The organism is Paenarthrobacter sp. TRD_SC_7 (genome assembly GCF_056156245.1).
Genome location: NZ_CM149587.1, coordinates 4,067,958 through 4,081,127 on the forward strand (window position 1 = coordinate 4,067,958; position 13,170 = coordinate 4,081,127).

The 13,170-nt window shown below is 62.7% G+C and carries 10 protein-coding genes and 1 tRNA gene; 6 read left to right on the forward strand and 5 right to left on the reverse strand.

Annotation, left to right across the window (positions count from 1 at the left end):
* Window positions 1-78 precede the first annotated feature (78 nt).
* The 3 genes from AC0J5Z_RS19390 to AC0J5Z_RS19400 form a co-directional block, all read right to left on the reverse strand.
* Window positions 79-155, reverse strand: a tRNA-Thr gene (locus AC0J5Z_RS19390).
* Between the two features lie 160 nt (window positions 156-315).
* The gene (locus tag AC0J5Z_RS19395; RefSeq protein ID WP_475039797.1) at window positions 316-1,512 is read right to left on the reverse strand and encodes an IS30 family transposase; all 1,197 of its coding nucleotides are present in this window, start codon (window positions 1,510-1,512) and stop codon (window positions 316-318) included.
* Window positions 1,513-1,980: 468 nt separating this feature from the next.
* Complete coding sequence (locus AC0J5Z_RS19400) at window positions 1,981-2,859, reverse strand: DsbA family protein (RefSeq protein ID WP_475035643.1); 879 nt, start codon at window positions 2,857-2,859, stop codon at window positions 1,981-1,983.
* A gap of 176 nt (window positions 2,860-3,035) precedes the next feature.
* Here AC0J5Z_RS19400 and AC0J5Z_RS19405 point away from each other — a divergent pair, with 176 nt between their 5' ends.
* The 5 genes from AC0J5Z_RS19405 to AC0J5Z_RS19425 all read left to right on the forward strand — a co-directional run bounded on the left by AC0J5Z_RS19405 (window position 3,036) and on the right by AC0J5Z_RS19425 (window position 9,748).
* Entirely contained in the window at window positions 3,036-4,535 is a 1,500-nt protein-coding gene (locus tag AC0J5Z_RS19405) for an alpha,alpha-trehalose-phosphate synthase (UDP-forming) (RefSeq protein ID WP_475035644.1), read from the forward strand.
* Window positions 4,525-5,322: a trehalose-phosphatase gene (gene otsB / locus AC0J5Z_RS19410; RefSeq protein ID WP_475035645.1), complete on the forward strand. Its 798-nt coding sequence runs from the start codon at window positions 4,525-4,527 to the stop codon at window positions 5,320-5,322. The genes AC0J5Z_RS19405 and otsB overlap by 11 nt, the downstream gene beginning before the upstream one ends.
* A 206-nt stretch (window positions 5,323-5,528) precedes the next feature.
* Window positions 5,529-6,611 (forward strand): ABC transporter ATP-binding protein, encoded by a 1,083-nt coding sequence (locus AC0J5Z_RS19415; protein ID WP_089593814.1) that lies wholly within the window; start codon window positions 5,529-5,531, stop codon window positions 6,609-6,611.
* A 117-nt stretch (window positions 6,612-6,728) separates the two neighbouring features.
* The gene (locus AC0J5Z_RS19420; RefSeq protein ID WP_475035646.1) at window positions 6,729-8,336 is read left to right on the forward strand and encodes a beta-N-acetylhexosaminidase; all 1,608 of its coding nucleotides are present in this window, start codon (window positions 6,729-6,731) and stop codon (window positions 8,334-8,336) included.
* The gene (locus AC0J5Z_RS19425) at window positions 8,333-9,748 is read left to right on the forward strand and encodes a DUF4032 domain-containing protein (protein WP_011773665.1); all 1,416 of its coding nucleotides are present in this window, start codon (window positions 8,333-8,335) and stop codon (window positions 9,746-9,748) included. The genes AC0J5Z_RS19420 and AC0J5Z_RS19425 overlap by 4 nt, the downstream gene beginning before the upstream one ends.
* On the opposite strand, the gene AC0J5Z_RS19430 is transcribed toward AC0J5Z_RS19425, so the two are convergent.
* Window positions 9,749-10,450, reverse strand: coding sequence for a GntR family transcriptional regulator (locus AC0J5Z_RS19430; protein ID WP_475035647.1), 702 nt, complete (start codon window positions 10,448-10,450; stop codon window positions 9,749-9,751).
* Between the two features lie 34 nt (window positions 10,451-10,484).
* Complete coding sequence (locus AC0J5Z_RS19435; RefSeq protein ID WP_475035648.1) at window positions 10,485-11,951, reverse strand: chlorohydrolase family protein; 1,467 nt, start codon at window positions 11,949-11,951, stop codon at window positions 10,485-10,487.
* Window positions 11,952-12,111: 160 nt separating this feature from the next.
* Between AC0J5Z_RS19435 and AC0J5Z_RS19440 the strand changes: the two genes are divergently transcribed.
* Window positions 12,112-13,143 carry an ABC transporter permease gene (locus AC0J5Z_RS19440; RefSeq protein WP_475035649.1) on the forward strand — a complete coding sequence of 344 codons (1,032 nt, stop codon included), beginning with the start codon at window positions 12,112-12,114 and terminating at the stop codon, window positions 13,141-13,143.
* Window positions 13,144-13,170 lie beyond the last annotated feature (27 nt).

Here is a 13,170-nt window from a genome sequence, read left to right on the forward strand (position 1 = left end):
ACAAACGTGTAGTGCCGTGCACTTCAGACACGAAAAACCCCTCCTTCCCGGGCAAGTTCGCCGGAATGGAGGGGTTCGTGGAGCCCCCTGTCGGATTCGAACCGACGACCCCCGCTTTACAAGAGCGGTGCTCTGGCCAACTGAGCTAAGGAGGCGCGCTCCGGTCACCCGAAGCAAAGCGCGAAAGAGCGCTAGATAAGGTTAGCCCAGACCATCCCTGTCGACGAAATTCGCCGCTACAACGCAGCTGCCGCAAAGCAACAGCGGCCGGCCACCCACTAGGCGGTTTCTAGGGGTCGTTGCAACACCTGTTGGTTAGGTGGTTAGTAGTAAATCACGTAAACGCTCGGCTGGGGTTTTCCAGCCGAGCGTTTTGCGTGGGCGGCCGTTGAGTTCCTGGGCGACGTGTTCGAGGTCTTCCGGACCGTGGACGGACAGGTCGGTGCCTTTGGGGAAGTACTGGCGCAGCAGTCCGTTGGTGTTTTCGTTTGAGCCGCGTTGCCAGGGGCTGGCAGGGTCGCAGAAGTAGACCTGCATGTCGGTGGCGAGGGTGAAGGATTTATGGGCGGCCATTTCCGAGCCCTGGTCCCAGGTCAGGGATCCGCGCAGGTGGGCCGGTAGGGTGGCCATGGTCTTGATGAGGCCGTCACGGACGGTTTCGGCGGTGTGGTCGCCTGGGAGGTGGACGAGCATGACGTAGCGGGTAGTGCGTTCGACCAGGGTCGCGATCGCGGACTGGTTATTGGCGCCGGTAATGAGGTCGCCCTCCCAATGGCCCGGGACGGCGCGGTCTTCGATTTCGGGCGGACGCTCGGAGATCATGAGCATAGGGTCCACGAACCGTCGCGTGCGTTGTTCGCCGGTCGTGTGTGGTTTGCGGCGGGTCCGGCCGGTGCGCAGCGCTGCCTGCACTTCGCGTTTGAGTCCGCCCCTGGCCTGGAGGTAGAGGGCCTGATAAATGGTTTCTGGGCTCACACGCATCTCCGGGTTGTCGGGGAACTCTTCGATCAGCGTGTTGCTGATCTGTTCCGGAGACCAGCGTATGAGCAGCTTGTCCTTGACATAGTCCCGCAACTCCGACTCACCGGCCAGTTTGGCGGTCTTGGGACGTGCCCGCCGGAGCAAGGCTCGCCGGTGTGCCCCATGTGGCAGGTAACCCAGCCTGCCGTCGGTATTGCGGGCCAACTCACGGCTAATGGTCGAGGGCGAACGGCCCAGGACATGGGCTATCGCCCTGAGCGAGGATCCCGCCGCTTGCAGATCCCGGATCAGTTCCCGTTCCTGAACATTGAGGTATCGCGGGTCGACGGGCTTCTCTAAGGCCGGGACCGGCACCAGCGCCCTTTCGGTTGTGCCGGTGGAAGAGGTCATGGTGGTCACACCACGTTTGTAATCGACTACGCGCCCATCAGGGTAAATGCGTCGCCCGCCGGACTTCCGGATTCCACGCTCCCACTCCCGGGCGGTCTTGGGATTGACGCCCACGGCGGAGATGGCTTCGCTTCGGCTCATCCCGATCCCACGCAACTGGAGGAATTTCTCCCGCCGGCCGGATCCTGGGGCCTTGCTGGCAATTCCCGCTTCTCCAGCCCAACGGTGGCAGGTATTGACGTTCAACCCAAGTTCGGCGGCGGCCAGAGTCACACTCTCCACACGCCGAAGGACCAAGAGGAACTCTTCCTTCTGTCTTGGCGTGTATTGCATCCTGACGGCCTGCTCGTTCCGGATGCCGGCCTTCCGGCACCACTGGTAACAAGTCATCCGATTCAGCCCAAGCTCCGAAGCTGCGGCGGTGACACTGCCAAGGCGATCAAGGGCTTGGAAGAACTGAGCCTTCTGCTCAGGCGTGTACTTCCGGCGGTTTGCCGGTTCGTTCGATAAAGACGACACGGTCGTTGCAACTCCCAAAAATTCCGGGTGTTGCAACGACCGCTAGAACCCGCACTAAGGGTGACCGGCCGCCGTCGTGAATTCCCAGGGTTAGCCCTTGGCGTCAGTTGCCGTCTGGATCTCGGCGTTCAGGTCGGCCTTGCCGTCCCACTGCTTGCCGTCGATGAACACGGTGGGCGTGCCCGTGACGCCGATCGCCGCAGCTTCCTGCGTGGCAACCTTCACCCACGGACGGAACTGCTTGCTGTCGATGCAGGAGTCAATGTTGGCCGCACCAATTTCGGTGGCCATGGCCTTCAGGTCGTTGTCGGAGATGCCTGCTCCGCCTTCAGCCGGCTGGCGCTCGAAGAGCAGGTTGAAGAATTCCGCGTACTTCTCGGGGGAGGAGTTGACTACGCAGGCTGCTGCGTTGGCTGCGCGGGATGAGTAGTTGGTGGTGGACTGGCGGTCCAGGAAGCCAAGGGCCCGGTATTCGAGGGAAATCTTGCCTTCGTTGCGAAGGTTCGTGAGCGACTCACCGTAGGCGGTCTCGAACTGCTTGCAGACCGGGCAGATGAAGTCGATGTAAGCAATAACCTTGACGGGCTTGCCGGCCTCGGCCTCGCCACCCGGAACCGTTACTGTAGCCGGCTTGGTGGGAAGAGGAGCCGGCACATCAGCCACGTTGACGCTGGCAGGCTCCGACTTCAGGACTTCAGTGTTGGCCAGCAGCGTGATGCCACCGTGCACGTTGCCGTTGGCCGGCGTCGGACCCTCATCAGCCACGGGCGCGTTGTTCTGGATATTTCCAACCACCACAAAGGCCACCACAGCGATGATGACAACCACGGCCACCACAATGCCCCAGCCGACAAGAAGCTTGTTGCGCTTCTCCTTCTTCAGCTGTTCTTCGCGGATTGCGCGCGCTTTCTCCCGCGCCTGGGCGGTCTTTTCGGCCTTGGACAGGCGTGGTTCGTTTGCGGGGCTCATCAGTTCCTCGGGTTATTCGACGTCATAGTGCATATCTAGGGCAACGGGGTCAGTTTACGGGAGCAAACTTGAAGCTCTGCCCCATACCTGATGACCCCGTTGTTGAACGATCAACTGCCGGGGAAGATTCCGCTAGTAGGCTGGGAGTTGAGTCACAGCAACCCCAGGGAGCGTTAATGCAGGAACCGGCAAGCGAAAAACTCAGTACCGGACAGGACACCAAGGCTTCTCCAACAAAGAAGCCCACGGCGAGCAAGTTCGATTTCATGGTGGTGTCCAACAGGCTGCCCGTCGACCGTTGCAGCAGCGACGGAAACGGCGACGGCGGCGGCTGGCGCCGTTCGCCCGGCGGCCTGGTCACGGCACTCGCGCCAATGATGACAAAGTCCGACGGCGCGTGGGTGGGTTGGCATGGCGCCCCGGATGAGACGGTGCGTCCTTTCAGCCACGAAGGTATGGACCTCGTCCCGGTCCAGCTCAGCAGCCACGAAGTGGAGCTGTATTACGAGGGCTTCTCCAATGCCACCATCTGGCCGCTTTACCACGACGTCATAGCGCCGCCTGAGTTCCACCGTACATGGTGGGATTCGTACCGCCAGGTCAACAAGAAGTTCGCCGACGCCGTCATTCGCCACGCCGCCGACGGCGCTACTGTCTGGGTCCAGGACTATCAGCTCCAGTTGGTTCCGCGAATGCTCCGCGAAGTCCGCCCGGACCTCAAGATCGGCTTCTTCAACCACATTCCCTTCCCGCCGCCGGAGATCTTCGCACAGCTCCCTTGGCGCCGGGAGATCATTGACGGCTTGCTGGGCGCTGACCTTCTGGGCTTCCAGCGCCCCAGCGACGCAGGCAACTTCATGCGCTCAGCCCGCCGCTTCCTGGGTGCCAGCGTCAAGCAGCAGCAGGTTCATGTGAAGGGCCCGGACGGCGAAGTTACCCACATCGCCCGGGCACAGGCCTTCCCCATCTCCATCGACGTTGACCAGATCCGCGAGCTCGCAGCCAGGCCTGACATCATCGAGCGGGCCAAGCAGATCCGCAAGGACCTCGGCGACCCCACCACCATCCTGTTGGGTGTTGACCGCTTGGACTACACCAAGGGAATCGGCCACCGCCTCAAGGCCTTCGAGGAACTCCTCCGTGAAGGCAGCATCAAGGTGGAGGACGCCACGCTCATTCAGGTGGCGAGCCCCAGCCGCGAACGCGTAGAGCAGTACAGGCTCCTCCGCGAAGAGATCGAAGGAACCGTTGGCCACATCAACGGCACCTACGACACCATCCAGAACACAGCCGTCCGCTACCTGCACCACAGCTATCCCGTGGAGGAAATGGTGGCGCTGTATCTCGCGGCGGATGTCATGCTCGTAACAGCCTTGCGCGATGGCATGAACCTGGTGGCAAAGGAATATGTCACAGCCCGTTCAGAAGACGATGGCGCCTTGGTACTCAGCGAGTTCGCCGGCGCCGCCGACCAACTCAAGCAAGCGCTACTTATCAACCCGCACGACATTGACGGCCTCAAGTCGGCCATTCTGCGCGCCGTCAACTTACCGCCCAAGGAAGCCCGCCGCCGCATGAAGCTGATGCGCAAGCAGATCCTGGACCACGACGTCGATCATTGGTCAGCCGAGTTCCTGGCTGCCTTGGAGGAGAAGGTAGTGCGCGATGACAGCTGAGAAACTCTCCCTATCGCCCGAATTACTGGACGCCGTCCGACGCATTTCCAGCACGGAGCATCTCCTGGTTGCCCTCGATTTCGACGGCACCCTCTCCCCTATCGTCGACCATGCGGAGGACGCACGTCCCCTGCCCCGGTCCGCAACGGCACTGGCAAGCCTTGCTGAACTTCCACGCACGACGACGGCACTCATCTCGGGCCGCGCACTCGACAGCTTGCGGCTGGTCGCCTCGCCTCCTGTGGATACGCTGCTGATCGGCAGCCACGGCGCCGAGGTCTGGCTGGGCGAGGGATCTTTGGGCCTGGAACTGGATGAGGATCAGCGCACCAAGCTGGCCGCGGTCCGTGAGGTTCTGGCGGAAATCGTGAACATCGCTCCGGGGACGTTGCTCGAGGACAAACCAGCCGGCGTCGTCCTCCACACGAGGATGGCCGACGACGACGTTGCGGAAGACGCCGTCGAGGCCGCGATGCGGGTGCTCCGCGAGCATCCCGGCGTCTACCTGAAGACGGGCAAGCGGGTTTTGGAGACATCCGTAGTCCACGCGTCCAAGGGCGAGGCCGTGGAGTTCCTCCGTCAGGCAACGGGTGCAACGGCCATCCTGTTCGCGGGTGACGACGTCACGGACGAGGATGCTCTGGGCCGGCTGCTGGGTGACGACGTCGGCATCAAAGTGGGCCTGGACTTCACCCAAGCGCAGTACCGGGTGGAAGCGCCGGTGCACGTGGCGGAGTTGCTGGAAGCCTTGCTGAGGGAGCGTCGGCGGGTGACCGCGGAGGCCTAGCGAGTGACCAGCGCAACATGTGACGTTTGTAACATTTAGGTAGTTCGTCCAAAAGTCTGACATACTCTTGGATGTGATGTGACGCACAGTACCGTGCGGCGTCACGCGATCCTCCCCGGCCATTGGCCGGGGAGTTCAACTGAAGAAAATGAACCATTCACAACGGATCGTCCGGCACGTACCTGCCGGTGAAGGGATTGATAACTGTGGCTACAGTTACTTTTGATAACGCTACGCGTCTGTACCCGGGCACAGATAAGCCCGCCGTCGATAAGCTCAACATCGACATCGCCGATGGCGAATTCCTGGTCCTCGTTGGACCCTCCGGTTGCGGTAAGTCCACCTCGCTGCGCATGCTCGCAGGCCTTGAGGACGTCAACGCCGGCCGCATCCTGATCGGTGACCGCGACGTCACGGATGTTCCGCCGAAGGACCGCGACATCGCAATGGTCTTCCAGAACTACGCCCTGTACCCGCACATGACCGTTGCGGACAACATGGGCTTCGCCCTGAAGATCGCCGGCGTTTCCAAGGAAGAGCGCGCCGAGCGTGTTCGCGAAGCCGCCAAGCTTCTTGACCTTGAGGCCTACCTGGACCGCAAGCCGAAGGCACTCTCCGGCGGTCAGCGCCAGCGTGTTGCCATGGGCCGTGCAATCGTCCGTAACCCGCAGGTCTTCCTCATGGATGAGCCGCTTTCCAACCTTGACGCCAAGCTCCGTGTCCAGACGCGTACGCAGATCGCATCCCTGACCCGCCGTCTCGGCGTCACCACGGTTTACGTGACGCACGACCAGGTCGAGGCCATGACCATGGGTGACCGCGTTGCAGTCCTGAAGGACGGTCTTCTGCAGCAGGTTGACACCCCGCGCAACCTCTACGACCGCCCGCAGAACGTCTTCGTTGCCGGCTTCATCGGCTCCCCGGCCATGAACCTGCTTGAACTGCCGGTGGTGGACGGCGGCGTCCAGTTCGGTGGAACGGTTTACCCCGTGCCGCGCAACATTCTCGAAGAGGCTCACGGCCAGACCGTCACTGTCGGTTCGCGTCCGGAAGACCTCGAGACCGTCGGCAACGGCGAAGGCCTCCAGGTTGAGGTTGACGTCGTCGAGGAACTCGGTGCCGACGCTTACGTCTACGGCCACACCATCCTGGATGGCAAGAGCCATGACATCGTGGCACGCGTCGACGGTCGTCGCCCCCCGATGAAGGGCGAGTCCATCTTTGTTCGTCCGCAGTCCGGCCACGTGCACCTGTTCGACACGAAGACCGGCCTCCGCCTGGGCGACTAGTCCCCCGGCAAGGTTCCTCCCGGCGCTGACGCGTCTGTAAGTTCCGCATTGTGATAGCGGCCCGACCCCTCCCGGTCGGGCCGCTCTCGCGTTAACCTTTCTCCCGGAAAGAATGGCATGAACACGACAGATAACCTGATCCCCCGGCCTTCGCACGTCGCCCTCCTTGACAGCCCGGCCTTCACGCTCGCTCCCACCGCGCGGATCACCGCGACCAACTCAACCGTGCTGGTGGCCGAACAACTCGCCTCGCTGCTGCGCAGCGGCACGGGCCTCCGCCTGCCGATCGTTGAGGACGCCCGCCCCGGCGACATCGTCCTTGAGTTGGCGGAAACGTTCGACGGCGGCCCGGAAGCTTACGCGCTCAAGGTCACCGATTCCGGGGTTCAGCTCACGGCCTCCACACCGGCCGGACTGTTCAACGGAATCCAGACGCTCCGCCAGCTTTTCCCTGCATCCATTGAGGGCACTCAATCAGCCAACGACCCTGAGTCCGCGGCAGGCACTTGGGTGATTCCCGCCGTCGAGATTGCAGACGCACCGCGCTTTACTTACCGCGGCCTCATGCTGGATGTTGCCCGCAGCTTCTTCACCGTGGAGGAGGTGAAGGAGCAGATCGACGTCATGACGCAATTCAAGCTGAACGTCCTGCACCTGCACCTCACGGACGACCAAGCGTGGCGCATCGAAATCCACGATCCTGGGTCTGAGGGCAACCCGTCCGGATTGCCCTACGGCAATCTGACCGGGATCGGCGGGCAAGGCGCGGTGGAGGTCCCCACAGCGATGCCTGCCCGCGGCCGCCAAGGGTTCTACACCCAGCAGGACTTCCGCGACCTCCAGGCCTATGCTGCCACCAAGAACGTGCTGGTGGTGCCGGAGATCGATCTTCCCGGCCACGTCAACGCCGCCCTCGCCGCGATCCCGCAGCTCAACCCTGACGGCCAAGCCAAGCCGATGAGCACCACCTCCGAGGTGGGCTGGTCAACCCTCACCGAAGACCTGCCAGCAACGTATGAGTTCGTACGCGAGGTCCTCGGCCAGCTCGCGGCCATCACGACCGGCCCGTACCTCCACATTGGTGGCGACGAAGCCCACGTCACGGGGCACGACGAATACGTGGCCATGGTGCAGCAGTTCGTTCGAATTGGCGCCGAAACCGGCAAGGCCGTGGTGGGCTGGAACGAATTTGCCGCTGTCGAGCTTCCGGACGGTGCCGTGATCCAGTATTGGCATGGCGATTTCGAGCCCACAGTACGGCAAGCCGAAAACAGCGGTTCACAGGTGATCATGTCCCCCGCAGCCAACACTTACCTGGACCAAAAGTATTCGTCGGACAGCCCCATAGGGCTCGAGTGGGTAGAAGGTGGGCCGTTCACGTGGTCCGAGTACTACAACTGGGATCCCGCCCAAGGTGGCCTGAAGGACCAGCACATCCTCGGTGTCGAAGGTCCCCTGTGGACTGAAACAGTCCGTGACAACCAGCAGGCCCAGTGGCTCCTGTACCCGAGGGCCGTTTCCTTGGCGGAAGTTGCCTGGTCCGCTCAGGAGGTCCGCAACGCAGGTGACTTCCGACGCCGGTTGGGCGCCTTGGGCGAGCGGCTCGCCAGGCAAGGTGTCGCTTTCCAGGAAGCGCCCGACGTCGAGTGGTCCGCGACGTCGAAGTGGCCGTTTCCGGAGGCCTTGACCTCCTCCCCGCCCAAGTACGGAACAATTGAGGCATGAGCGAGCAAAACGAAGCCCAGTGGCACGACGAACCCACCGACTACGGGCAGATCGGCAAGCTCCCCAGGACTGAAGCCGCGAGTGCGCAGGACACCGCGCCGCCTGCGAGTGTCATCGGATCGCTGAACATCACGGCAGCTGCGGCGGATCCGGAGTTGCTGGACCTGCCGTGGCATATCGCCTTGGAAGACTGGCCTGCCGAGAACCTGGCCGCGCTACCCCGCGGTATTTCCCGGCACATCGTACGCTTCGCGCACTTGGGTGGCTCGGTCATCGCCATCAAGGAAACGTCGGAGCACGTTGCCCGCCACGAGTACCACATGCTTCGGAAGCTGGCCCGGCTGGACGTTCCCTGTGTGGAGCCCGTGGCCGTCATTACGGGCAGGACCACCGCGGACGGCAGGCCGCTGAACCCCGTGCTGGTCACACGGCACCTGAAGTTCTCCATGCCATACCGCGCACTGTTCTCACAGATGCTCCGCAAAGACACTTTGACGCGCCTGATTGACGCCCAGGCACTGTTGCTGGTGCGCTTGCACCTTGTGGGCTTCTACTGGGGTGACGTTTCGCTCTCCAACACGTTGTTCCGCCGTGATGCCGGCGCCTTCGCCGCCTATTTGGTGGATGCCGAGACGGGCGAGCTCTACCCGGACCTCTCCATGGGTCAACGCGAATACGACCTCGAAATCGCCCGCGTGAACATCGCCGGCGAACTGATGGACCTGCTGGACGGCGGGCTCATCGAGGAAAAAGTGGATCCCGTAGCCACCAGTGAGCTGATCATGGACAGCTACCGCCGGCTCTGGACTGAGTTGACGGAGAAGGAGTCCTTCGAGCTTGGTGAAAGGTGGCGCGTGGCCGCCCGCATCAGGCGTCTCAACGAGCTCGGCTTCGACGTGGAGGAGTACGCCATCAAGACCACGGCGGATGGCTCCACCATCCAGCTCCAGCCAAAGGTGGTCGACGCCGGTCACCACCAGCGTCGCCTGCTGCGCCTCACGGGCCTGGACGCCCAGGAGAACCAAGCCCGCAGGCTCCTCAACGACATGGACCAGTTCCGCGCAGACAACAACCCGGATCTGGACGAGGAAATCAGCGCCCACATCTGGGTCAGCCAGATCTTTGAGCCCATTGTTCGTTCCATTCCCAGGCACTTGGCCGGGAAGCTGGAGCCCGCGGAAGTGGTGCACGAGGTCCTGGAGCACCGCTGGTACATGAGCCAAAAACAGGACCGATACGTTCCCTTGGCCGAGACCGTCCAGTCCTACTTGGACACCGTGCTGCAGCACCGCCGTGACGAGGCAGCCATCATGCTGAACCCGGACACTGAGCTGCTCAAGATCCTTGAGGTAGAGGTTGAGGAATCCGGCCGGTATGACGACGAGGACGAGTACCCGGACGCTGACGACTAGCTACGGTTCCAAGGTCTCCGCGAGGCCTGCAAGGACGGGTTCGCGGCCCAGCTCGATGTGCGAGTACGCCAACGAGTAGGCCAGGTCCGGCCTGCCCTTCAGGATTGCGTTGCACAGCTCGGTGTGTTCGTCGCGTTGGAGTTCATTACTGCGGTTGTGGGCCAACCCGAAGATCCAGCGCATCCGCCCGAACAGCGGTTTCACGGATTCAATCAGCAGCCTGTTTCCCGAGAGGCGAACGATTTCAGCATGCAGCTCAGCACTGATCAGGGCGACATCCTCAGTGCGTTCCTCGTCGATGGCTGACTTGGAGGCCTCCATGAGTTCTTCCAACCGTCCGCCGTCGCTGCCCTCGGCCACACGCGTGGCGGCCATCCGCGCAGCGAACGTCTCCAAGCAGAGGCGAACGTCGAAGAGCTCGTTGACGTCCGTGAGGGTCAGTTGGCGCACCACGGCACCGCGGCGTGGAAAAGTAGCCACGAATCCATCCTGCTCCAAGCGCTGGATGGCTTCGCGCACGGGAATGCGGGAGACGTTGTAGAGCTCGGAGAGTTCCCGTTCCCGCAACCGCATGCCCTGCGCGTAGGTGCCTGTGACGATGCCCTCCAACACAAGTTGGTAGACGTTCTCCGCACGAGCCTCGTCATCGCGGCCATTTCCGGTTTCCGGCATCGCCTCAGCCACTGTCGAACTTCCCTTCATGCCAGTGTCCGCTCCATGTGCCGGACGGCGCCGGTCAGCGTTCCAACCGAGCATACACGGGAGGAAACAGCTCATCCGCCGCACCGTTCCGGGCGTCCCGGACGGTGTAGCCGCTGCGCATCTTGTCGAAGAGTTCCTGCCCCTTTACGCGCCAGTGGTCCAGGTCCACTCCGTCGATCACGCCGTCTGCCATAATGGTCCGGCCGGCCACTACAGACAGCACAGCCTGGCGGGCAGTGCCGTTCAGGAGGAGGGTCCTCAGCGGGTCATCGTGGACGCCGTCGCGGATGTCTCCAAGTGAGAAGGCCACCAGGTCTGCTTGGGCACCCGGCTCAAGCCGACCAAGGTCCGCACGGCGCAGTGCATGCGCTCCACCCACCGTGGCGGCGTCGAAATATCCGGCGACGTCGCCGGCGTCGTTCGTCCCCGCCAGGATCTTGGCGAGCTGCACGCCGGCATCAATGCCGCGGATCAGGTCCGGCGGGAACGAGTCGGTACCCAGGGAAATGTTGATGCCTGCGGCCTTGTAGGCGTTGAAGGAGTCCAACGCGCTGCCGTAGCGCATGGAGGTGAGGGGGCAGTGGATGATGCTGGCGCCGCTGGCTGCCAGCCGGGCGAGGTCGCCGCGGTCCTCGCCGAACACTGCAGGATTCCGGTCCGTGTAGGTGGCGTGCGGGATCAGCAGGCGTTCGTTGAGCATCCCTACCTGGTCCAAAAGCTCCAGCGGTGTCACGCCGTGCCAATCCAGAATGAGCTCCCGCTCCACGAGTCCCTGAAGTGAGTGCAGGCGCACCAACACGTCGCGTTCCTCGGAGGCTGTCGCCGTCTCCTTGAGCAGCTCGATGTCCAGCGTCTCGATCCGGCATGGGAGCAGGACTCCGTTGACCAAGGGATCGTCGAGTTCCGTGGCGTGGTCGATGAAGCGCAAGGCATCGGCTAACCCCTCCCGTCCACGGTCGTCGTCGAACATCACTGAACGTTCGCCGTTCTCCAACACGACGTTGACGCCCGAGCGGTACGCCGGGCCCAGGTAACCGCGCAGGCCCAGGCGCCGGCTGGTCTCGGCCATGCCTACCAGTTCTTCGAAAGGTTCAGCCCACTCGGAGTGGACTTCCGATGCGATGGGCATGTAGGTGGTGATGCCGTGCAGGACCAGCTGGATCAGGGCGTACTCGCGGATCTCCTGGCGTTCCTCCGCTGTGAAGACGTCCGCGCGGCGATTCCGGAAGTAGTCCTCGGACCACTGGTGGCCCTTGGCCTGCTCCGAACCTGCCCAACTGTCCAGAATGAGGTGGTCGATGTCCGTGAGGGCGTCGAGGTCGATCAGGCCGGGCATGAGCAAGGCATCGCCGAGATCGCGTTCCTCGTCCACAGGCCGGGAGTAGCCGTGCCCCACGTAGTCAATGGTGTGGCCGCTGTACACCACACACGCGTTTTCCAGCAGCACGTGGCGTCCGTTGCGATGGCCCAGCACGTAGCGGGCGGTGACCTTGGTAGGCACGGCGACTCCTGTTTCCTGTCCGCCAAGGACAGCTCGTATTACTTTCTGGTATTCCAAACAGTACATTATTTGTGATTTACATCGCATCAATCCTGCTCTAGTCTATTTTGGTATACAAGAACTCCGGAGCCAGCTCCTGATCACGAAACGAGCAGAACCGTTGACCCAGATACAGTCCGTCGAACCAAGCATCGGCAGGCCGCCGCTCCCTCCGGCAACGTCGCCGGAGAGCAAAGCACCTGCCGAAGCGCGTTCCCTCCTCGCCACGGCCTGGATGAGGATCAGGCGCAGCAAGATCGCCCTCCTCAGCCTGTGTGTGGTGGTGGCCATCCTGCTGTTCGCCATACTGGCTCCCGTCCTGAGCGCCCTGTCCGGAAACGACCCCTACACGTCCAATACCAGTCCCGAGGTTTTGGACGACTTCCAGACACCCGGCCTGCCGCTCCCCGGCTACATGTTCCCATCGGCCCAGCACTGGTTGGGTGTCGAGCCCGGGCTGGGACGCGATCTCTTCGCGAGGCTCGCCTACGGCGGACAGGTCTCCCTCACCATCGCCTTGCTCTCCACCGTTGTCTCAGTGGTCCTCGGAACCGTCCTTGGCGCGGCAGCCGGCTACTTTGGTGGCAAGACCGACGCCATCATCAGCCGCATCATGGACTTGTTCCTGGCTTTCCCCCACCTTCTCCTGGTGCTCTCCCTCACGCCCATCCTTCAGTCACGGCTCAGGGATACGCCGTTGGGTGAAGGAAGCTTCCTGCCCATGGCCTCCTTGGTGATCATCCTGGGCTTCTTTGGCTGGGCGTACCTCGCCAGGATCGTCCGCGGACAGGTGCTGAGCCTCCGCGAGCGCGAGTTCGTGGAAGCCGCGCGATCCTTCGGCGCCTCACACCTCAGCATTCTCTTCCGACAGATCATCCCCAACGTCATGGGAGTCGTCCTGGTGTACGCCACCATGCTGATCCCCACCAATATCTCGGCCGAGGCAGCACTGTCCTTCCTGGGTGTCGGCGTCAAGGACCCCACACCGTCGTGGGGCCAGATGCTCAACGCCGCCCAATCCGGCAACTGGTACCTCAGTGATCCGTGGTTCCTCGCTGTCCCCGGAGTCATGCTCATCATCACCGTCCTGGCCTTCAACCTCCTCGGCGACGCCGTCCGCGACGCCCTGGACCCTAAGGCTTCGCGCCACTAACCCTCATCCCCCGTATCGCATCCCCCC

Bases quoted from the DNA above. Each gene is read 5' to 3' on its own strand.
- AC0J5Z_RS19395 (WP_475039797.1), bottom strand. From the start codon at position 1,512: ATGAGCCGAAGCGAAGCCATCTCCGCCGTGGGCGTCAATCCCAAGACC.
- AC0J5Z_RS19400 (WP_475035643.1), bottom strand. From the start codon at position 2,859: ATGAGCCCCGCAAACGAACCACGCCTGTCCAAGGCCGAAAAGACCGCC.
- AC0J5Z_RS19405 (WP_475035644.1), top strand. From the start codon at position 3,036: ATGCAGGAACCGGCAAGCGAAAAACTCAGTACCGGACAGGACACCAAG.
- otsB (WP_475035645.1), top strand. From the start codon at position 4,525: ATGACAGCTGAGAAACTCTCCCTATCGCCCGAATTACTGGACGCCGTC.
- AC0J5Z_RS19420 (WP_475035646.1), top strand. From the start codon at position 6,729: ATGAACACGACAGATAACCTGATCCCCCGGCCTTCGCACGTCGCCCTC.
- AC0J5Z_RS19425 (WP_011773665.1), top strand. From the start codon at position 8,333: ATGAGCGAGCAAAACGAAGCCCAGTGGCACGACGAACCCACCGACTAC.
- AC0J5Z_RS19430 (WP_475035647.1), bottom strand. From the start codon at position 10,450: ATGAAGGGAAGTTCGACAGTGGCTGAGGCGATGCCGGAAACCGGAAAT.